At 56.4% G+C, this 19252-nt stretch carries 20 protein-coding genes and 2 pseudogenes; 9 read left to right on the top strand and 13 right to left on the bottom strand.

The annotated features are described in order from the left end of the window. Window positions 1-2 precede the first annotated feature (2 nt). Both AC5YUO_RS26265 and AC5YUO_RS26260 read left to right on the top strand, forming a co-directional pair. Window positions 3-191, top strand: a complete 189-nt coding sequence (locus AC5YUO_RS26265; protein WP_496156703.1) for a hypothetical protein — start codon at window positions 3-5, stop codon at window positions 189-191. Further along, window positions 154-486 carry a DUF6894 family protein gene (locus tag AC5YUO_RS26260; protein ID WP_496156702.1) on the top strand — a complete coding sequence of 111 codons (333 nt, stop codon included), beginning with the start codon at window positions 154-156 and terminating at the stop codon, window positions 484-486. The genes AC5YUO_RS26265 and AC5YUO_RS26260 overlap by 38 nt, the downstream gene beginning before the upstream one ends. Here AC5YUO_RS26260 and AC5YUO_RS26255 read toward each other — a convergent pair. After that, window positions 469-1119, bottom strand: a complete 651-nt coding sequence (locus AC5YUO_RS26255) for a Crp/Fnr family transcriptional regulator (RefSeq protein ID WP_496156861.1) — start codon at window positions 1117-1119, stop codon at window positions 469-471. The two genes, AC5YUO_RS26260 and AC5YUO_RS26255, sit on opposite strands and share 18 nt — an antisense overlap. A gap of 90 nt (window positions 1120-1209) precedes the next feature. On the opposite strand from AC5YUO_RS26255, the pseudogene AC5YUO_RS26250 reads away from it, so the two are divergent. The 3 genes and pseudogenes from AC5YUO_RS26250 to AC5YUO_RS26240 all read left to right on the top strand — a co-directional run. Continuing rightward, a pseudogene (locus AC5YUO_RS26250) lies at window positions 1210-1662 on the top strand (UdgX family uracil-DNA binding protein); the annotation flags it as partial. 822 nt (window positions 1663-2484) lie between these two features. Beyond that, window positions 2485-2844 (top strand): hypothetical protein, encoded by a 360-nt coding sequence (locus tag AC5YUO_RS26245; protein ID WP_496156701.1) that lies wholly within the window; start codon window positions 2485-2487, stop codon window positions 2842-2844. A gap of 15 nt (window positions 2845-2859) precedes the next feature. Further along, complete coding sequence (locus tag AC5YUO_RS26240; protein ID WP_496156700.1) at window positions 2860-3642, top strand: Crp/Fnr family transcriptional regulator; 783 nt, start codon at window positions 2860-2862, stop codon at window positions 3640-3642. A 1058-nt stretch (window positions 3643-4700) separates the two neighbouring features. On the opposite strand, the gene AC5YUO_RS26235 is transcribed toward AC5YUO_RS26240, so the two are convergent. Continuing rightward, a complete protein-coding gene (locus tag AC5YUO_RS26235) occupies window positions 4701-5225 on the bottom strand; it encodes a sigma-70 family RNA polymerase sigma factor (protein WP_496156699.1) in 525 nt (174 codons plus the stop codon). 121 nt (window positions 5226-5346) lie between these two features. Next, window positions 5347-5514, bottom strand: a complete 168-nt coding sequence (locus AC5YUO_RS26230; RefSeq protein WP_496156698.1) for a hypothetical protein — start codon at window positions 5512-5514, stop codon at window positions 5347-5349. Between the two features lie 151 nt (window positions 5515-5665). Between AC5YUO_RS26230 and AC5YUO_RS26225 the strand changes: the two genes are divergently transcribed. After that, the gene (locus AC5YUO_RS26225) at window positions 5666-5896 is read left to right on the top strand and encodes a hypothetical protein (RefSeq protein ID WP_496156697.1); all 231 of its coding nucleotides are present in this window, start codon (window positions 5666-5668) and stop codon (window positions 5894-5896) included. 21 nt (window positions 5897-5917) lie between these two features. On the opposite strand, the gene AC5YUO_RS26220 is transcribed toward AC5YUO_RS26225, so the two are convergent. The 9 genes from AC5YUO_RS26220 to AC5YUO_RS26180 all read right to left on the bottom strand — a co-directional run bounded on the left by AC5YUO_RS26220 (window position 5918) and on the right by AC5YUO_RS26180 (window position 12779). Continuing rightward, window positions 5918-6115 (bottom strand): hypothetical protein, encoded by a 198-nt coding sequence (locus AC5YUO_RS26220; protein ID WP_496156696.1) that lies wholly within the window; start codon window positions 6113-6115, stop codon window positions 5918-5920. Window positions 6116-6238: 123 nt separating this feature from the next. After that, window positions 6239-6862, bottom strand: coding sequence for a cysteine hydrolase family protein (locus AC5YUO_RS26215; RefSeq protein WP_496156695.1), 624 nt, complete (start codon window positions 6860-6862; stop codon window positions 6239-6241). A 10-nt stretch (window positions 6863-6872) separates the two neighbouring features. Next, window positions 6873-7532 carry a DUF6766 family protein gene (locus AC5YUO_RS26210; protein WP_496156694.1) on the bottom strand — a complete coding sequence of 220 codons (660 nt, stop codon included), beginning with the start codon at window positions 7530-7532 and terminating at the stop codon, window positions 6873-6875. 81 nt (window positions 7533-7613) lie between these two features. After that, on the bottom strand, window positions 7614-8114 hold the full coding sequence (locus AC5YUO_RS26205) for a YciE/YciF ferroxidase family protein (protein WP_496156693.1): 501 nt from the start codon (window positions 8112-8114) through the stop codon (window positions 7614-7616). A 48-nt stretch (window positions 8115-8162) separates the two neighbouring features. Continuing rightward, window positions 8163-10325, bottom strand: coding sequence for a catalase (katE, locus tag AC5YUO_RS26200; RefSeq protein WP_496156692.1), 2163 nt, complete (start codon window positions 10323-10325; stop codon window positions 8163-8165). 76 nt (window positions 10326-10401) lie between these two features. Next, the gene (locus AC5YUO_RS26195) at window positions 10402-11004 is read right to left on the bottom strand and encodes a general stress protein (protein WP_496156691.1); all 603 of its coding nucleotides are present in this window, start codon (window positions 11002-11004) and stop codon (window positions 10402-10404) included. 28 nt (window positions 11005-11032) lie between these two features. Beyond that, window positions 11033-11350, bottom strand: coding sequence for a PepSY domain-containing protein (locus tag AC5YUO_RS26190; protein WP_496156690.1), 318 nt, complete (start codon window positions 11348-11350; stop codon window positions 11033-11035). A 306-nt stretch (window positions 11351-11656) separates the two neighbouring features. Further along, window positions 11657-12274 (bottom strand): flavodoxin family protein, encoded by a 618-nt coding sequence (locus AC5YUO_RS26185; RefSeq protein WP_496156689.1) that lies wholly within the window; start codon window positions 12272-12274, stop codon window positions 11657-11659. 97 nt (window positions 12275-12371) lie between these two features. Then, the gene (locus tag AC5YUO_RS26180) at window positions 12372-12779 is read right to left on the bottom strand and encodes a low affinity iron permease family protein (RefSeq protein WP_496156860.1); all 408 of its coding nucleotides are present in this window, start codon (window positions 12777-12779) and stop codon (window positions 12372-12374) included. Window positions 12780-13284: 505 nt separating this feature from the next. On the opposite strand from AC5YUO_RS26180, the gene AC5YUO_RS26175 reads away from it, so the two are divergent. Next, entirely contained in the window at window positions 13285-13752 is a 468-nt protein-coding gene (locus tag AC5YUO_RS26175) for a heme-degrading domain-containing protein (RefSeq protein WP_496156688.1), read from the top strand. A 215-nt stretch (window positions 13753-13967) separates the two neighbouring features. On the opposite strand, the gene AC5YUO_RS26170 is transcribed toward AC5YUO_RS26175, so the two are convergent. Next, the gene (locus tag AC5YUO_RS26170) at window positions 13968-14969 is read right to left on the bottom strand and encodes a sensor histidine kinase (RefSeq protein WP_496156687.1); all 1002 of its coding nucleotides are present in this window, start codon (window positions 14967-14969) and stop codon (window positions 13968-13970) included. Between the two features lie 162 nt (window positions 14970-15131). On the opposite strand from AC5YUO_RS26170, the gene AC5YUO_RS26165 reads away from it, so the two are divergent. Together AC5YUO_RS26165 and AC5YUO_RS26160 are read left to right on the top strand one after the other, a co-directional pair. Beyond that, the gene (locus tag AC5YUO_RS26165) at window positions 15132-18248 is read left to right on the top strand and encodes a response regulator (protein ID WP_496156859.1); all 3117 of its coding nucleotides are present in this window, start codon (window positions 15132-15134) and stop codon (window positions 18246-18248) included. Between the two features lie 200 nt (window positions 18249-18448). Then, a pseudogene (locus tag AC5YUO_RS26160) lies at window positions 18449-18903 on the top strand (hypothetical protein); the annotation flags it as partial. Between the last annotated feature and the right edge of the window lie 349 nt (window positions 18904-19252).

The raw sequence follows: 19252 nt of genomic DNA, 5'->3' as shown, positions 1-19252 counted from the left end.
CGATGACGGACAAATCCGGAAAATCCGATCGCATTTCCAGAATTGCGTATAAGCAGCAACAGGATTTTCTCAGACGCTCGTCGCTGCAATTCCTGGAATGCGCGATTAATTTGTGCGCGACGAATATGAGCATTTCCGAACTTGCAACGCGGCTTGAGAAACAAGCCCAATATCTGCGGCAATTTGGCTGAAGAGAAGCCGTTCAATGCGCCGGCGGCGACCATGCCATTTCTTGGGAATACCGCAATGCCAAGATTTTTCTTCACCGTGATCAGCGGCAAAAATTTCCTTGATGACCTGGAGGGGAGCGACCTCCCGTCGCTGGATCGGGCGATCGAAGAGGCTCTCAAGGATGCGCGCGCCCTGATGAGCGAAGCGATCCTGCAAGGCCGCGACATTTCCGAGGGATGCATCATTATCCGGAACCAACAACAGGAAGTGCTGAAGGTCGTCCGCTTCGCCGACGCGCTAGACAGAAAAGAGTGATGGTGCGGTAACATGCATCTGCATACGGGCGATCAGCCTATCATATTCTTTTTCCGGGACGCCGTAGGTCATGTTGGCAACGTCTTCCAATATGCTGCGGCTGATGATCCTGATGTTTCCGCGGCTGGGATGGATGGCATGGATGCCTTCGAGAACATGCAACTCGTTGGTGATGCCCGGCCGCCGCACCTCGAGAACCGTGGAGAGAAACTCATGCGTAATGGGCAGGTCATCCGTATCGAGACAGTCATGGCACATCAGCAGCCAGCGTGCGAGCCTTTCCCGCAGACTATATTGTCCGTTTGCAAGCACAAGCTGGCCGACCTGAAGCAGGCAGACATTGATATAGCCCAGCAAAAGCACACGCAGGCGCGCATCTTCCTCCATTTCCCGTCGTATGTCAGCAGCCGGAATCAGGAAGCCACGGCCGCCCACGCCCATGATGGTTTCATCCGGCGTGGTTTCCGCGCCCAGAAGAACGGGCCAGCCGGTAATCCCTTCCCGCCCGACCAGCACAGTTTCAATGCTTTTGCCGCCGTCATCATGAACAACGGTCGATGCGAGACCGGCTTCGATAAAACAGAGATGGGAAATGGGCTTGCCAGCCGCAACGAGCTGGTGTCCCGCCGGCAGATGTCGTCCCGCACCGTTACGGAATCGGGAATGACGACTATTTCAGCGGGAGCCACACCTTGGCCAGAAGCACGAATGGAAACCGCCCGGCAACCCGGCAATGAAGAAGACCTGAAAGGCCGGCCTTTCGTCGGCCCGGCCGGCCGTTTACTCCACCAATGCCTGGAGGCCGGTATAGATCGTTCGCAATGTTACGTGACCAACGCCGTAAAACATTTCAAATTCGAGCAGCGTGGGAAACGTCGGATACATGCCCGGCCAAACGGCGGGGAAGTGCAGCATTGCGCCTGGTAGCTGGGAGCGGAGCTGCGTCTTATCGATCCAGACCTTATCGTGGCGATGGGGGCCACGGCCTTTTATGCGCTGACGGGACGGACAAGCGGTGTGACGAAGGAGCGCGGACACGTCCTTTTGACGCCGCGCGGCACATGTCTTCTCGTCACCATTCATCCGTCCTACCTGTTGCGCCTTCGCGACCGGCAGGAGGCGGATCGACAGCAGCGCGCCTTTGTGTCCGACCTGCATAAAATAGGGGAATTCTTGGCGAGGCGACCTAGCGAAACCGGCCTGCCGCATTCGCCCCCCACTGTCAGGAACAAGCTTTTCCCATCGTGGTTAGGTGCGACCGAACAGGGAGGCTTGAACACCATGGAAAAGAATATCGAATACCAGATCGTGGCGCATGAAAACGGGTGGGCTCTTGTCGTGTCTGAGGTCATGAGGGCTGTTTACCCCAGCCGGCATCTGGCTTTGGCGGCAGCAAAGCTGCTGGAGAGCGATGTGCTCCCGACGCAGGAGGCGGAACGCTTTACTGCAACTACCTATCTGACCTTGACCGACGCCGCGACACCCAGCCTGTTGCGCAGTTCGCTCCAGCTAGTGGTGGCTGTGCCCTATCAGGTGGATATTCCCTTGCGGCGGAGAAGCGGAGAAGTCAGTTTTCCATCATCGATCGGCGGCCTCAATCTGGCAGACGGCAAAGTATAACCCGATGGCGGCCGGCCTCACCTCATGCGGCGCGGCCAGGGTGCATTTCCATCAGAAAAAATAGGGCGTGATCGCAACAGCCAGCATTTACGTCGTCAAGGCTTTCCACGGTCGTTTTCGCCCGCGAAAATCCCCATCATCTATACGACGGCCCAGAATTTCGCATCGAGCCTTTCGCGTAAAAGTCGGTTCATGTCCTTTTCGTGTCCGAAACTTTCCCACGTCGCATCAATCATCTTTTTTTCACCGGCATGGGATATCCCCCGGCACCCGTGCCTATTTAATAAATTCGTTGACTGGGCGGCTGAAATCGTCCCGTTCAGGCGTTATGGTGGGCAGACAGGCACACGCATGCCGGTGGCATGCGAGGAGTAAAGGATGCAGACTGTTAAACGCCTCACCATCGCGATCATCGGTATGACAGATACTGTTACATCGGAAATCAGAATGGCCTGGTTTCATGCCCAGATCGGCCTGGAGGGACCCTACGCCGCCAGCTTCATTGAGAGTGAGGTTGCCCTCAAATTTGCGGCTGCAATTATCGACGTACGTTACGAGGCGGATGTCATGCTGCGCCTCACCGAGCAACTCGATGAAGAAGCCATTCCCTATCTTTTTTTTGTGCCGGAGACGATTATCGACGGCGAGCCGGGACCTTTTGTCCTCTCCGGACGTTCGGAAGACATCGAAACCATTGTTTCCGCTCTGATGGCGCAAGGAGGGGGCATCAGACATTAAAGCGAGGCTCATATTATGCTGGAACGACCCGAGGGCCATGGTGAAGTAAACATCCTGCTTTCTCTTCTGCCCGATGACATCCGGCATGAGATTTTGGGCGCCTGCAGCCCCCTCAAGCTGGCATTGGGCGATGTGCTGATATCCGCCGGCGCACCCATCGAGCGTGTTTTCTTCCTGTCATCGGGCATCGCCTCCGTCGTGGTGGTCACCAAATCAGGGCGCAAAATCGAAGCGGGAATTGTCGGGCGAGAGGGTTTTGCGCCAACAGGAGCGGTGGCTGGCGCGCAAACAAACCAGACTGAGATCATTACGCAGGCTCCGGGCGAAGCACTTTTCATGGGCATAAGGTCGTTTGACGCCCTTCTTGCACAATATCGGGTGTTTTACGATATCCTTGTCTGCGCCCTGCACGTTTCAAGAACCCAGGTGGAATACACGGCCTCTTCCAATGCCACCCAGTCCGTAACGGAGCGCCTCGCCCGGTGGCTCCTGATGTGCCACGACCGGGTCGAAGGCAATCATCTGCCACTGACCCACGACTTTTTGTCCACCATGCTGGCAGTCAGACGCGCGAGTGTGACGGACGCTCTCCACGTTCTCGAAAGCCATGGGTTCATTCGTTCCGAAAGGGGAAGAATTACGATCAGGAACCGCGAGACGCTCGCAACCTATGCACACGACCTCTACGGCATGCCCGAGGAGGAGAGCAATCGCATGTTCGCCCGGTTCCTGCATGACTACCGGTCTGAAATCCCGCTTGGCGACCTCACTGCGGTTGGGAACGGCTTGGTTCGCTAAGCCGGACTGTCTTTTCAATCACCGTTGGGTACTCTTGCGGACATTTACCTTTGGTCGTTTCCCTATAGCATGGATGTATCTTCCCTCGCGCTATGAAACGCCGGAAGCGTTTCAAGGAGGTGAAATGCACGCCAATCACGAGTACCAGAGTTCCGGAATTTTCTGAACGAAGACATCAACATCGTTAAGGCAGCCTACGAGAATGTTCTGTCTGCGGAACGAGATCCTGCTTTATGCCGGGCGGACGTCGCCCGTTATGTCCTGAAAATGTATGATCGCGGCGTTGTCGATCCCTTGAAACTTCAGCGGCTGGCAATTCTCTATTTTAGAACCAAATTGCTCGTCGGCTGATGTCCGGTCTTACGCGACGCAACTCGCCTTAATCTCAGGCTCGATTTCGCTAGACGGGACGTTTCTTGCCGTCTCCGGGAAAAATTGTGCGCTTTGTGATGCCGGTAGATGGGATGATGTTGCATTCCGGTTTCCCGCCAGACGTTATTTGGTTGCAGTATGAAACCTCGTAGGCGGACCGGGAACAAACCTGCGCAAGCATGGTTCGGGTTGCGCCACAGAAATATTACGGGACGAGGTGCAACATGACCAAGAAAACACTCCCTATTCCCGAAGACAACCGAAGCCAGGAAGGTCCTGGCGACAATGACCGGCTAAGCACTGAAGATACTTCCTCCATCAGGGAGAGAAGGTTTCGACCCAGACAGGCAGACAGGCAGACATAAAGATAAACACGACCCATCAAGGTCACCAGCAGGACAGATAGCGTTCACCTGTTCAGGTGGGTTGTACCTCGTTCCGGGCTCCTCGCAGTCACGGATCAACCTGGTTTCTGGAGGCCGCAAATGCGGGTTTCTGCGTTACCGCCGCCATGTTTCATTCAGAACTGATGGATTGCCCCATGGGCTGGCACTCTGCCGGAGGCAACTGGCAAGACTGGGAGTTGAGGTTCCCGGACGAATCGCAGGCGATGAGCCCGCATGACAGCATTGATGAAGGCTATACGAAGGCTGCATCGCACGATTTACGATCGACGCGCACAACCCTCAGTCCAGATTTCGCCGTAGCGACTCCCTTGCCCTGTTGACACGGCTTTTGATGGTGCCCACGCGGCAGCCGCAAATCGCAGCGGCATCGGAATAACTCGTCCCTCCGGCCACGAGCAGCAGAGCTTTTTTTTGATCCTTGTCCAGATCGCGAATAGCCCGCATGACCTCCTGATGCCGCACCCGCCATTCCTGGCTGGCGGGCGTTGACATGGCTTGCTCGATACCGACAGGCAGACCGATGCATTCACGTCTCGACACCTTGTAACGGGTGCAGAAAGTGTTGCGCAAAATGGTGAAGAGCCATGATTTCAGCGCCGTGCCGGGGGTAAAACCATGGATAGAGCGAAGTCCCCGTAACATCGTCTCCTGAACGAGATCGTCCACATCCTCCTCATTTCTGACGAAGCGCCGTGCAAAAGCTGTCAAAGCCGGCGCTTGATCGGCAATACCGACACGCAACACCTCCAGTTGCGCATCACTCAATGTGTTTCCGGAAACTCCACTCACAGCGTGCTTGGCCATTTTCCCATCCTTTCACAATGAGGAAATGCCCCGGCAGCCGCTTGGTTGCCGTACGACAGCGTACAAAGGGTAGGGGCGCGTTGATCTGGAAAATCTAAGCCACGTGAACCCGGCTTGATGGTCAGGTATTTTCCGCGCCACCAGATTGTTGCCCACCATGCCTCTGTTCGATCATGCGTTCCGCGTTTTTTCGCGTCTGTTCACGATCCCGGCGGCTTTCTTCGCTATCGCCGGAACGGGCGTCGTCCGTACCGGGCTCCGGCTTTGTATCGTCCTCTGATCGACTCATCGCTTCATCTCCGCTTGTGAGTACAGAATGATGGATCGCTCATCCGGCCCACCTTTCTAACCCAGACAACCTGAAGAGGTTCCGGGCTGGCGGAGGCTTTGAGGGAACAAAGACCAAGGAAAAAGGTTAGGGAGACATCAAGGAGGATGTCATGAACAAGGACGACACGCTCAAGCAGATCCACAAGGACAGCAAACCGCAATTCGCACGCGGTAAAAAAACCTCTGATAACAATGGCGTGGCAAGCGCGAAGCCAAGGGTTATCACCGGCTCCGACGATGCAACCGCCAACAAGCCGCCGCCCGGCGTCAAGAAACCCGAGAAGGACTGGGATATCAACTACGGCGAACGGGAAACGAACGAGGGCGATTTCAGGGGGTAGTGCTATCGCAAACGACGATCTTCACCGGGCCAAATCCTCGACAAAAAGTTCGATGGACTGTGGCTCGGCGCCTTCCTTTGTCTGTACTGTCAAGACGCTGCCGGTGTTCAGCACGCCTTCCAGAACCGTACGCTCACCCACAACAATCTTGATCACCTTGGGGGTCGAAGCCTCAATGTGCAGACTGTTACTGGTTTCGTGATCAATGGCTTCTGTCACGGCTGGAACCTCCGGTTCGTGTTAAGATAGGCGGCCTAACTTCAGTCGGACAAGCTTGTTCCCTCTCTTTGGTGAGAACAGGCAACTGGCTGCCTTCGCTGACCGCCCGGAGCAGTTCCGGTGCTAGGAGTTCATGAACCGCGGAGCGGATTGCGGAGGAAGCCCGGCAAGAAGGGTTGCCGTATCGCATACCTGCAACTGCGTCGAAAAACGACGCGAGAGCAGCGTCAACGCTGCATCGTGTGTCGCATCCCTTCCGCTGCAAAGCGCATCCTCGACCAGAATAACGTAAAAACCCTGGTCTATCGCCCCAAGAACGGTGGCCAGAACGCAGACATCCGTTTCCCCACCGGTAATCACCAGGGTTGAAACCTGTTCCCGCCGCAGGATTTCGCCAAGCCCCCCATCCTGCCACGGGGAGTACACGCTTTTACGGAAGATACGGGCGGGCGGGATGTAGCGCGACAGCTCCGGCACAACACCAATCAGTTCTGGGGCGAGCGACTGCTGCGTCATCATCGGCCATTTTTCATAATAGGCCCTCCAGGCGCCGGGGGCCTCCCCGACAGTTTCCGGCGGCACGAAACAGGTGAAGACGCACCGGGCAGGATCGCGTTGAACCACAGCCTCCACCTGCTCACCGATGCGGTCCATCCATTCGACATGCCATGGTGTATCCTCGGCGAAGAGACGCTGCATGTCGACGCACAGGTGCCGCCAGTCTCCCTCGGATGAAAACTCGATCATTCCTCTCCCCCTATCCGCCGGTCTTACTGTGAGGAGCGGCAACGGGCTTCGATTCCGGCGATCCGCGGAAGCGCAGGAAGATGGAAAGAACGACGAGAACCGCGGTCGAAAGAAACTCCGATTGCCAGTTCTGAAAGGATTCGAACCAGAACTCCACACTTCCCAGATGCGCAAACAGCGCTGTCGTAGGCTCGCCATGCATGGCGGCTTCCAGTGCCGCCGCGTCCGCACTGTATCTCAGATGCAGGACAAAACTCACGAGAAAGAGGAAAAACAGCGCCAGACCAAGGGAATAAGAATAAATGGTGCGGATAAATCCCCCCGCTTTCACCGGCCAAGGCACCTTGGGATCGCTTTCTTTTTGCGCAGGGTCTTCATCCTGAGGCACCGTTTCGTCGGGATTCTTGGATTCCGACGAGCCTCTCTGAAAAAGAAACGCGGTCAGCATGACGTAAGCCGACATCTGGAGAAATTCGCTCTCCCAATTTTCGAACAGGGCAGACAGAAAATGGCCGCTTTTCGCGTAAGACAAAAGCGTGAGAGGCATAGCGTGGTGCTGTGCGAGTTCATCGTTGTGGACGACCCAACCCGTCGCAAGCATGCCCCCAATAGTGAGCAGAGAAGTCAGGACAAGGACAATCGTCAATCCATTGTCGCGAAACAGCCTCATGGTTCAGCCTCGCATGAAAGAGACAACTGCAAAATCGAAGGTGCCGCCGGTTTGAGCGGCACCTCCCAGGTGACGGACGGCTTACGCCGCCTTGGATTTGGCCTTCACGTTTGCGCTGGCCTGGGCAAGCGACGAGAGCGCCGTGTCTGTCGCGCTTTCTTCGCCCAGGGTCTGCTCGAACAGTTTGGCCGCTTCCTTCATACCGAGTTCAACCGCCCACGTCTTCAAGGTGCCGTAACGGGTGATCTCGTAATGCTCCACGGCCTGCGCCGAAGAAATGAGCCCGGCATCGAGCGCGGACGAGCCCTTGAATTCCTCCATGATTTCCTCGCCTTCCGCGATAATACCCTGGATCGCCTCACAGGTCTTGCCGCGTGCCGGCTTGCCAAGCAGTTCAAAGACCTTCTGCAATCGCTCCGCATGGACCTCGGTCTCATCCCTGTGTTTTTCGAATGCCGCCTTCAAGTCCGGTGATTGCGCAGCGCGCGCCATCTTCGGAAGCGCCTTGAGGATCTGGCGCTCGGCAAAATAAATGTCCTTCACCGTATCGAGGAAAAGGTCTTCCAATGTCTTCTCAGCCATTTTTAGTCTCCTGTTGCTTTGGTTGGTGAGTGGGAAATCAGATGTTCGTCATTGCTCATTAACGGGAACGGAGGCCTTGCCGAGCTTCACCGACGGCTCGCGCGCCCACACCCGCAACTTGCCGAGTTCGGACACGAAGGCCGCCAGTCCCTCCTCGCCTGGCAAGGGCAGCACCCCTTCATCCATGGCGTCCGCAATTCCCGCTTTCTCCAGCAGCGGCAGCGCCGACTGGTCGTAACCGATGAATTTGCAGTGCTGGAACGCGTCGGCGACGAAATCCCGGGCAGTTGCTTCCTTGATCAGCTCATCGATCGCCGCAGCCGATGTCAGCAGCGCCACCGCATCGAAAAGCACCGAAGGACCACCATCGATCATGTGATGTGCCTCGATGAAGGTGCCGTCCGATGCCGTCACACCGCCAACCTTGGGCGCGAGGAACTCGAAGACGGCTTTTTCGGCCGTTACCGCCTTAGTCAGCCCCTTCAGCAGTTTTGCATCCACACCGTCGGTGATGAGAATACCGAGCTTGCGACCCTCGAACCGTTTGGGGCCCCGCTGAACGATACTGAGCGCCGGCGATGGCTCCAGATCCTGACGGGTCGGCATGGCGGCATCTGCGGGCTTCGGCATGGCTTGCAGGCCCAGCTTCTGCGCCACCGTCGCAGCCAGCGTTTCATCTATATTGAGAAGATGCGCGACCATCCTCTCACGAATGACTGGCGTTTCCACCTTGCTGAGTTCGAACGTGAGCGCCGATGCGATATGACGTTGTTCGGGTGGCGTCTGGCTTATGTAGAACTGCCGCGCCTGGCTGTAGTGATCGGCAAAACTTTCCGGCCGCAGCCTTGCCTTAGCCCCCTGCTCTTCAGCGGGGAAATGCTGGAAACCACGCATCGGCGATTCCCTTGGACCCTCTCCGAAGGAATTCGGCTGATAATTGGCACGTCCGGTCGGGTTGCGCACCGCCATATGGCCGTCCTGCTGGAAATGCGCGAAAGGACACTTGGGCGCATTGATGGGCAGATGTGTGAAGTTTGGCCCGCCGAGACGCTTCAACTGCGTATCGAGATAGGAAAAATTCCTGCCCTGCAGTCCCTGCAGTAGCGGATCATTGCTGAAATCGATGCCCGGCGGCACGTTCTGCGTCATGAACGCGACCTGTTCGGTTTCGGCAAAGAAGTTGTCCGGCATACGGTCGAGGACAAGCCGGCCGACCGGTTTGGGCGCCAATATCTCCTCAGGGATGATCTTGGTGGGATCGAGGACGTCGAAATCGAAGCTGTCGGCGAAGTCCTGGTCGAAAAGCTGCACCTGCAACTCCCACTCCGGGAAATTGCCGGACTGGATTGCAGTCCAGAGATCACGCCGATGAAAATCGGGATCGGCGCCGTTTATCTTGACCGCTTCGTTCCACGCCACCGACTGCAATCCAAGCTTCGGCTTCCAGTGAAACTTCACGAAAGTCGATTGCTCCTTCGCATTGATGAGGCGGAACGTGTGTACGCCGAAGCCTTCCATAAACCTGAAGGAACGCGGAATGGTGCGGTCAGACATGATCCACATGACCATGTTCATGCTCTCGGGCGTGAGGCTGATGAAATCCCAGAACGTATCATGCGCCGTTTGTGCCTGCGGAAAGGCGCGATCGGGCTCCTGCTTGGCGGCATGAATGAGATCCGGAAACTTGATCGCATCCTGAATAAAGAAGACGGGGATGTTGTTGCCGACGAGGTCCCAATTTCCTTCCTTGGTGTAAAGCTTCACGGCAAAGCCGCGCACATCCCGCGCAAGATCAGCAGACCCCTTGTTGCCGGCAACGGTCGAGAATCGCACGAAGGCCGGGGTCTTTTCACCCGCCCTCTGGAAGAGGTCAGCCTTGGTATGGGCGGCAAGCGATTCATAAGTCTCGAAATAACCATGTGCCCCATAACCACGCGCATGGACCACGCGTTCGGGAATTCGCTCGTGATCGAAGTGGAAAATCTTCTCGCGGAAATGGAAATCATCAACGACGAGCGGTCCTCGAGCGCCGATCCTGAGGGAATTCTGGTCGTCAGCAACCGGACCGCCCTGGGCGGTGGTCAAAACAGGTTCGTCACCGGTAGCCCTCTGGTGCAATTCGCCACCCATGCCCCGGGAGAGCTTCTGGTCATGAATGGTAACGGGGGCTGCCGCGCCGGCGGTTGAGGGATGTTGTGGTGTTTTGGCCATGTTAGCTCCTGAGAAAGATTGACCAAGGGCCAGCGGCGCAGCCGTGCCCCTTGGTCAAGGAAAGCGGACAGCCCGATCAGATTGCCGAACGGCGATACCGGTTCCGTTCCTGTTCGATATCTTCAGCTGCGTAAGGCCTTGCCGTCTCGTCGAAACGGGTCCAGCCCTGGTCGCGATAGGCAGCGCGACGTTCCGGCAGGTCGACATAGTTGGACCGCTTGAGGATATCTTCCGCCACCGATGCGAGGTCGTCGTCCACCCTCGCCGTAACGACGGTGCCGCCTCTTCGCACACCTTCCGCATAAAGGTTGGCGTCGTCTTCGGAAACGCCGGATCGGGTCATCGCCCCGATCAGTCCACCTGCGGCACCACCGGCAACGGCGCCACCTGCGGCGCCGACGGCCGTTGCAGCAAGCCAGCCGGCCGCCACGACCGGCCCGACGCCGGGGATCGCCATTAATCCGAGACCGGTAAGCAAACCGCCGGCACCACCGACTACCGCGCCAATTCCCGCGCCAGTACCGGCACCTTCGGCGGCATTGGAATCCTCTCCATGTCGACTGTCGGCGTTACTGCCGACAATGCTGATATCGCCTGACGGGACGCCCGCATTCTCAAGTTCACTGACGGCATTGCTTGCCTCATCATAATCGTCGAAAAGTCCAGTAACGGTTCTCATATTACTTCTCCCAAAAAATCTGCGCGCCTTACTTGGCGACGACGTTGCCCTGGTAATCGAGCGCCAGGGTCACGGTTTTTCCGTCCTTCATCCCCGATGCCATCCACACGCCCTTGTCATCCTTTGCCAGGTCCTTGACCTGGGTGTAACCGGCTTCTTCCATCCGCTCCTTGGCCTGAGCCTCGGTGAAGCTGTTGGCGCCTTCCACCGGAGCGGTGGGGTTCTTGGTATCCGGTGTCGACACAGCCGGCGTATCGCCGCCGGGATTGGTTGTCGGTGCCTGCTGGGCAAAAGCCGAAAGGGCAGAGCCCCCTAGAAGCAACGCCACGAAAACAGTCTTCTTCATCTGGATTTTCCTCCGTTTTGGATCATGTCGCGCGCCCCTTTGAGAGACGGGAATCCCGTCTGGCCTTTGTGAACGCCCTCCCGAACAAACCGGATTGACGAGAGTTCCGAAAATAGTGAGCGACGATGGAAAATACCGTTTTGTCCGATGGCAGTGACCGCACGGGAGCGAACCCTTAAGGCTCCTGTTGAGGACAACCGCCGAGACGGCGTGATTGATCAAAGCGCGTCAAACCCGGGATTTTCAAGCTCCCGGTGGTCGGAAACAGTGAAAGAAAAGCCGCGATGACCCGCGACTTGAAAATGCTTAGTCTCCACTGGCCGGATATTGAGCATTTTTCAAAAGAGTGGCCAGATGCACGGTATTTCGCACGAGCATACTGATCATGCTCTTCACAGCTTCCGGCGTTTCTTCAAGATCGACAAAGTTTTTTGAACCCATCGCCTCGCCAACCCAGTAGGCCACTGCGTTTGCGGGGATCGTAAAACCGACATCATTCAGCGCCTGAAAAAGTTCCGCCGAAACATGGTGGGCACCATCTTCATTTCCGACGACCGCAACCGCAGCAACCTTGCCGTAGGAGACCATCCGACCCTGCTCATCGGTTTCGTCAAGGAATGCATCCATGCGCTCCAACGCCCTCTTGCATACGCTTGATGGCTGTCCGAGCCATATCGGTGTTCCCAAAAGAAGAATGTCGGCGGCGAGGATTTTTTCCCGGGCGGCTGGCCAGGCATCTCCTTCCCCCTCATTGGAGGTGACGCCGGCTTTGACGTCATGATCGGCAAGCCTGATCGTCTCGACTTGAACATCATTACCACCAAGCTCCTGGAGGATGAGCTCCAGCAATCTTTCCGTCGATGAGTGTCCAGTTGCTGCGGAGGACTTGAGGGTCGCGTTTAATGCAAGGGCTCTGAGGGCCATGGTAACTCCTTCTAACAGGCGATACTTCGCCGTTTACTGGTTTCGATGAGCAGCGCCTGAAAAAGTTCCGCCCTCCCCTCTTGCAAAATTCCCGTGATCAACGTCGCGAGAGCAACCGGGTCATGGCGTGGTGGGGAGGAGGCTTTTCACCTTCCCGGCCACACTCTTTTTCCAGGCGCGCACGGATATCGTCGATTTCCTCCTCCGTGAGGTGCTCGATCCCGATGAAGTCTGCACGAGCCTGCTCAACAGCCCTCAAGAGCTCATCAAGTTTTGCCTCCATCGCCGCAGAGTCCCTGTTCTGCGAATTCTGCACGAGGAAGATCATGAGAAATGTAACAATGGTCGTACCCGTGTTTATGACGAGTTGCCAAACCTCCGAAAATCCAAACAGCGGCCCGCTGATACCCCAGATGATGACTGTGCCGAGCGCCACCACAAACGCTGTTGGCGAACCGGAAAAAGATGCCGTACGACCCGCAAAAACGGTGAAGAATTTTTTCATAGCGCGCTGCACCTTGCGGCTGACACCGATGCCGACGCAATAATACGCCCCTGTCATCCTGCTCAAGAAGAGCGGTTCAGAAACGTGCGCCGCGTTTAGATGACCGCCCTAACAAAGGAAGTGGGTGATGGTTCCCAGATTATTTCGCCGAAAGGCGGGAGCGCGCCGCTTCAGTTATGGAAATGGAAACTGCTAAAAAATATCAAAGCTGATACGCCGGTTTCTGTGAGAATATTTATATTATAGCCTCAGAATAAATCGAAAAAGCATCAATTAACGCCTAATGCCTTCAGGGAAGGCTGATTTATGAATCAATCGCTATCCCATATTAAAAAACGTCTTCCTGGCCGCGCGCAGGAAAAGAACGGAACCACTTCGCGGCTGAATCACACTCTGGCTGGGGAAAAATCCAGATCGGTGAATAGAAGCACTTGTGGGTAAAGCAGAGGCCGGGGCGAATTCGGCGCCGAATAAACCCCAATGCTACGAGAGGAGAACCGCTAAAATGACAGAACCAACACCTTCACTGGCGGCTTTGGCCGAAGAGCAAAAGTCGCTGGAGCTAGCGGCATTCAACTACGAGTTCGCTTGGGCGCTGGGACAACGAATTCGCCATAGGGCGTATCAAGGCAATTTGCCGGTGGCCATCGAAGTTCGCCACGGCATGGACGTTATTTTTGCAACACTTGTCGGCAGCGCGACGATCGACAACTTCGACTGGACTCGCCGGAAATGCGCGGCAGTTCACCGTTTCCATCGCAGCTCGCTGCAACTAAGGCTCGAGGCTGAGAAAGGGGGCTATGATTTCAATCTAAAATTCAAGCTTCCACCGGCCGACTACGTCGCAAGCGGAGGCGGCATTCCATTGATCCTAAAAGGTGGAACGCTTATCGGCACAGTTGCAGTCAGTGGCCTTCCGAATGTCGAAGACCACAATCTGGCAGTGACCGTGCTCAGGGAACTCTTGTCATAGATGTCAGTTGCGGCTTGGTAGATATTGGCTTTGAAGCCTCGCCCCATCGACATTTGCCCGACCATCACTAGTGATAAACTTCAGCCCCGTGATTGCACATCCCTGCATGGCAAGCCTGTGTTGAGGGCACCCTCGGCGGCGCCGAGATTTAATCATCCCGCTCCGTCTGTGTTACGGGATGGATGCCTACGCCAAGCGGGTACGGCGACGACTCCTCAGGACGTAAGGCAACTCGCCTTGAACTTCAGCGTCACTATAACGCCGCCCTCAACCCAGTCATAACTGATCGCCCCACCCAGTTGGCCCGAAACTGTTCTGTGCAACAACTTGCTACCATAACCCTCCGTCGATGCAGGGGGCTCGGCGGTCTCGCCACCCTGCTCGTTCCAGATAATCTCGACGTGATCTTCCACCACAGCACCTGAAATATCCAGCAATCCAACATCATTCGACAGTGCCCCGTACTTCAGCGAATTCGTTGCCAGTTCATGGACGACAAGGGCAAGGCTCGTGGCAGCCTTCTCACCCAGCCCCATGCGCGGAACCGCGACGCGTATACGGCCGGCGAACGCTCCAACGTTATCGTAGGGCGCCAGAAGCACGGTGAAGAGATCACCAAGCAAAGCTGCGTTTCCTTGACCGTCGGGCAGAGGTCGCACCAGTTCATGTGCGCGGCCAAGGGCAGTCAGACGCTGCGTTAACTGCTGCGCCATTTCTTCTTTTGTCTGTGTGGTACGCGACGTAATGTGGGTCAGGCCGGAAGCCAGGGCGAGAAGGTTCTTCACGCGATGGCTCATCTCGCCGGCAAGCAGCTCATGGCCCTCCTCGGCCTGCTTACGTCCCGTGACATCAAGGAAAATACCGGTCATTTTCTTAGTTGCAGCGTCACCTTCGTTGCCTTGGCCCCGCGCGGAAATCCAACGGACATCCGAGGCGTCCGTCAGGATGCGAAAATCAATTTCGAAGGGGCCGTCTATTCCCCGGGCAGCGACAAACGCCGCTCGCACGCGATCCCGGTCAGCCGGATGGACCTTCGCCGACAGGTGTTCGAAGGTAAGGTCTGTCTCAACGCCGATGTCCCATAGCTCATAGGCTTTGGTGTCCATCACGAACGTATCGTCATCCACGATCCAGGTCCAGAGAGCGACCCCGGCCGATTTGATTGCCCGCTTGAGATCGTCAGCACTCCATTCAGGCTGCAACAACGCCTGGCTCATCGTCACATTGCTCCACCAGTTGCAAAAACCGACTAGCCCCAGAACTAACTGGCGGGGCGAGCGTTATCAATGGCGAATTGTACCATGCGATGTTCTCACGGAAGGGCCATGACCTTAAAATTTTCGGACGATTACAAGGACATTTTTGTAGGTGATGGCGAAATGGCGCAATTAATGCGTAAGCGTGATTGGGCAAGTACCGCTCTCGGACCGCCTGACACCTGGCCTGAAACGTTGAAGGTGGCGCTGCGCCTGCTGCTGACGTCAAAGTTTGAGATGTGGCTCGGCTGGGGCCCGGACATTGCTTTCTTCTACAATGACGCCTATCGCCCGACGCTGGGACACAAGCATCCTAACGCCCTCGGTGTACCGACAAAAATACTGTGGGCTGAAATATGGGATGATGTGAAGGACAGGTTGGCAACCGTGTACGAAACGGGTCAGGCGACCTGGGACAGGGCACTTCTACTGCTGCTCGAGCGAAACGGTTACTCCGAGGAAACCTATCACACCTTTTCCTACAGCCCGCTTATCGGCGAGAACGGCGACGTTGAGGGCGTGTTCTGCACCGTCAGCGAAGATACGGAGCGGGTCATCACAGAACGCCGTGTATCGACGATGCGGGCACTAGCGTCGGGACTGGCGTCTGCTGAAACGTCGAGCGAAGTGATCAAGGCGTCACGCGCAGCTCTTTGCGAAAACTCCCGGGACCTGCCCTTTAGCGCGTTGTATCTGTTTGATGTAGACGGGAATGCGCATCGCCAATGGGTTTGTGGTGCAGAGGACGACCATATGCTTTTGCCGCCGGAAATATGTCGCGGAGATAACATCTGGGACCGCGAAACCACGTGGAAGCAACAGCCTGTCGATTTGATCGACCTGTCACGCATTACCGATGTTCCTTCTGGTCCATGGACAAAAGCAGCGAGACAGGCGGCTGTGATTTCCCTGATTGGCCAGGGCGGCGACAAACCGAGGGGTGTATTGATCAGCGGTCTTAATCCTCACCGCGCCGTGACCGACGAGTATCTTGATTTCCTGAAGCTCGTTGCAGGCCAGATTACATCTCGCCTTGCCAATGCCGAGGCATTCGAGACGGAACGGCAAAGAGCGGCCACACTGGCCGAGGCGGCTGAACTCAAAGAGAAAGCCGCTATAGCTCTTGAGCAGCTTAACCGCCAGCTCTCCTCTGAAGTCGAGCAGCGGACCGCGGAACGAGACCGCATGCGGGCCCTGTTTCAGCAGGCCCCCAGCTTCATGTGTATTCTGAGTGGGCCGGATCATGTTTTCGAACTCGTCAACGACGCCTATCTTCAATTGGTCGGGCATCGTCAATTGATCGGCATGAGTGTCCGGGACGCGCTCCCAGACGTTGCCGACCAGGGTTTTTTTGAGTTGCTGGATGGAGTGTATCGGTCCGGCAAACCTTACATCGGTCGCTCCCTTCCGGTTTCCCTGCAGCGAGACGATGAAAAAGAGCCTGACAGGCGCTTCATCAACCTCATCTATCAGCCCATCTTTGATCAGACCGGAGATGTCACGGGCATATTCGTCGATGGTTTCGATGTCACGCACCAGAAGCGGGCGGAAGAACAGTTACAGAGCCTTAATCACACGCTTGAGCAGAGGGTGGAGCAGCGCACCCACGAACTACGCAGCGCGCTTCTGGAACTGGAGAAAGAAACGGTCGAGCGCGAGACCGCGCAGCTCGCGTTGAGGCAGGCGCAAAAAATGGAGGCGCTGGGCAATTTGACCGGCGGCGTCGCGCATGACTTCAACAATCTCCTCCAGGTTGTCGGCGGCAACCTGCAGCTGTTGTCCAAGGACATCGGCGGTAACGCCCGTGCAGAACAACGCCTTCAGAATGCGCTGGCCGGCGTCGCCCGAGGTGCGAAACTGGCTTCACAGCTGTTAGCGTTTGGGCGTCGGCAGCCGCTAGAACCAAAAGTCGTCAATGTCCGCAAGTTGATCCAGAATATGGACGACATGTTGCGCCGGGCACTGGGAGAAGAGATCGAGCTTGAAACTGTGGTTTCTGGCGGGTTGTGGAATACGTTGATCGATCCCGGACAGCTGGAAAACGCCATCCTAAACCTTGCTATCAACGCGAGGGACGCAATGGATGGCCGCGGGCGACTGACAATCGAGACGGCAAATGCCGTGCTTGACGAAGACTACGCACGCACGCACGACGACGTGCACCCGGGACAATACGTGCTCGTGGCTGTGACCGATACCGGATCAGGCATACCCCCGGACATCATCGAACATGTTCTGGAGCCGTTCTTCAGCACCAAGACCGAAGGCAAAGGCAGTGGTCTAGGCCTCTCCATGGTCTATGGTTTTCTCAAACAGTCCGGGGGCCATCTGAGAATTTACAGCGAAGTCGGGCTTGGCACGAGCATGAAGCTCTATATGCCGCGAACCATGCAAGTGGAAGACAGCCTGGCAGACGTTAGTGTCATCCCGACAAGCGGTGGCACAGAGACTATTCTTGTCGTGGAAGACGACGACGGGGTGCGCGATACGTCCGTCGCGCTTCTGACCGATCTGGGATATAGGGTGCTGAAAGCACATGATGCTCAATCGGCATTTGCCATCGTCAACAGCGGCGTGCATGTCGATTTGCTCTTTACCGATGTCGTCATGCCGGGCCCTATGCGGAGCACGGAACTTGCGCGAAAGGTCAAGGGTCTTTTTCCCGGTATCGCTGTTCTCTACACGTCGGGATACACGGAAAACTCGATCGTCCATGGCGGCAGGCTGGATACAGGTGTTGAATTGTTGTCCAAGCCGTATACGCGTGAAGCGCTTGCCCGCAAGGTTCGCCACGTGTTGAGTAACGCGCGGCAACAGCAAATCGCCGTCGAGCGGCTCGACCGCGATGAGATAGCACCTATGCAAAGTCATCCGATGACCAGCCTGGCGCAGGTGCGAATACTTGTCGTGGAAGACGAGCCGCTTATCCTGATGTCAACAGTCGATATGCTCAGTGAACTCGGCCACAAGGTATTTGAAGCTGGCTCGGCAGAAAAGGCACTTGCCGTTCTCGAGACAGAAAAAATCGACGTCCTGCTGACGGATGTCGGTTTGCCGGGAATGTCAGGGACTGATCTGGCGCGGCAGGCTCGGGAGCGCTGGCCGGCCATGCATATCGTGTTTGCCAGTGGTGACGATGGCGCAAGATCGACATCTGGCATTTCGGATGCACTCCAGTTGTCGAAGCCGTTCACAATAGATGGGTTGGAGGCAATCCTTGCTGAAACCACCTCGCGCTGAGACTTGGCGTTCACCTGCTGCTTTGGCGCTGGGCGCTGCAACGGAACGCAATTGCTGCACGCCGCAACGACGCACCGGTCTCAAAAGGCGGCGACGACATCCCGTTCATTCGTCATGTCTAGGGTAAGCCCAGAGCGCCAGCGATCATTCGTTTCGATACTGTGGTTGACCTGACAGGGTGCTGAACCCATTTATCAAGCATGCCGAAAACTGAAAAAACCCACGTAGAACTGCTCAGGACATGGACGCTGTCGCCCCCCGCCACGCTTGGCTCAGCAGTGCGGGCGAAGGGCATCCTTCAGGAGACAAAGTCCCGGCTCCCCATCGTTTCTAAAAAAGCCCTTTCACTCGATGGCCCTGATCTGATCCTCGCAATGCCGGCAGATGAGAAAACTGCCTTTAATACGGCAGCTGTGATCATCTCGCGCGCGTTGGAAGGAATTGAACTCCTGCCGATCATTCCCCGGGAGATACAGGATTTCTCGCCATCAAAGCTGGGGAAAGGCATCGCTGGCTTGCCGACGGACGTCTCACGAGCGCGGGGACCAGAACGGTCCGGCTGAATGGGCGGGCTCGTCAGATCACGTTCCATGTCTTTGACCCCAAAGTGGTCGAAGATCTGCTTGACCGAGGCGCCGTCGATGAATGGCGCGTACGCACGCGCTCCAACGCTATCTACTACAGGATTAGGTCCTAACGGTGAGGCGAACGTAGCGTTCCGACCATACTGAGGTTCGTACGGTAACCGACGAAGATCGTCGCTCTTCCACCCAAGCCGTTGCAACAAACGACCTCCTAGTTATCGACGCTGCTAACCGCGGCTTCATACTGTGAGTCGGCCACGGCTTTCCCCTTCATCCGGCCTGAAAAATCTTCCAGAGACGGAATTTCATACTTTTATGGGTTGCCTTCGTCGTCAACGAGACGCGACGATGCCGCTTCCTCTTCGGCGCTAATGGGTCGTGCCACCTAAATCATCTTTGAGGGAATGGCCGCGCTGCGTA

The sequence above is a fragment of the Agrobacterium sp. LEGMi-208b genome, assembly GCF_059511785.1.
This window is presented reverse-complemented; position numbering and strand designations above follow the sequence as displayed.

What these genes read in the sequence shown, in the direction of transcription:
- AC5YUO_RS26170 (WP_496156687.1), bottom strand. Translation starts at nt 14,969, where the DNA reads ATGAGCCAGGCGTTGTTGCAGCCTGAATGGAGTGCTGACGATCTCAAG.
- katE (WP_496156692.1), bottom strand. Translation starts at nt 10,325, where the DNA reads ATGGCCAAAACACCACAACATCCCTCAACCGCCGGCGCGGCAGCCCCC.
- AC5YUO_RS26180 (WP_496156860.1), bottom strand. Translation starts at nt 12,779, where the DNA reads ATGAAAAAATTCTTCACCGTTTTTGCGGGTCGTACGGCATCTTTTTCC.
- AC5YUO_RS26240 (WP_496156700.1), top strand. Translation starts at nt 2,860, where the DNA reads ATGCTGGAACGACCCGAGGGCCATGGTGAAGTAAACATCCTGCTTTCT.
- AC5YUO_RS26225 (WP_496156697.1), top strand. Translation starts at nt 5,666, where the DNA reads ATGAACAAGGACGACACGCTCAAGCAGATCCACAAGGACAGCAAACCG.
- AC5YUO_RS26210 (WP_496156694.1), bottom strand. Translation starts at nt 7,532, where the DNA reads ATGAGGCTGTTTCGCGACAATGGATTGACGATTGTCCTTGTCCTGACT.
- AC5YUO_RS26230 (WP_496156698.1), bottom strand. Translation starts at nt 5,514, where the DNA reads ATGAGTCGATCAGAGGACGATACAAAGCCGGAGCCCGGTACGGACGAC.
- AC5YUO_RS26190 (WP_496156690.1), bottom strand. Translation starts at nt 11,350, where the DNA reads ATGAAGAAGACTGTTTTCGTGGCGTTGCTTCTAGGGGGCTCTGCCCTT.
- AC5YUO_RS26205 (WP_496156693.1), bottom strand. Translation starts at nt 8,114, where the DNA reads ATGGCTGAGAAGACATTGGAAGACCTTTTCCTCGATACGGTGAAGGAC.
- AC5YUO_RS26185 (WP_496156689.1), bottom strand. Translation starts at nt 12,274, where the DNA reads ATGGCCCTCAGAGCCCTTGCATTAAACGCGACCCTCAAGTCCTCCGCA.
- AC5YUO_RS26235 (WP_496156699.1), bottom strand. Translation starts at nt 5,225, where the DNA reads ATGGCCAAGCACGCTGTGAGTGGAGTTTCCGGAAACACATTGAGTGAT.
- AC5YUO_RS26165 (WP_496156859.1), top strand. Translation starts at nt 15,132, where the DNA reads ATGGCGCAATTAATGCGTAAGCGTGATTGGGCAAGTACCGCTCTCGGA.
- AC5YUO_RS26265 (WP_496156703.1), top strand. Translation starts at nt 3, where the DNA reads ATGACGGACAAATCCGGAAAATCCGATCGCATTTCCAGAATTGCGTAT.
- AC5YUO_RS26245 (WP_496156701.1), top strand. Translation starts at nt 2,485, where the DNA reads ATGCAGACTGTTAAACGCCTCACCATCGCGATCATCGGTATGACAGAT.
- AC5YUO_RS26215 (WP_496156695.1), bottom strand. Translation starts at nt 6,862, where the DNA reads ATGATCGAGTTTTCATCCGAGGGAGACTGGCGGCACCTGTGCGTCGAC.
- AC5YUO_RS26175 (WP_496156688.1), top strand. Translation starts at nt 13,285, where the DNA reads ATGACAGAACCAACACCTTCACTGGCGGCTTTGGCCGAAGAGCAAAAG.
- AC5YUO_RS26195 (WP_496156691.1), bottom strand. Translation starts at nt 11,004, where the DNA reads ATGAGAACCGTTACTGGACTTTTCGACGATTATGATGAGGCAAGCAAT.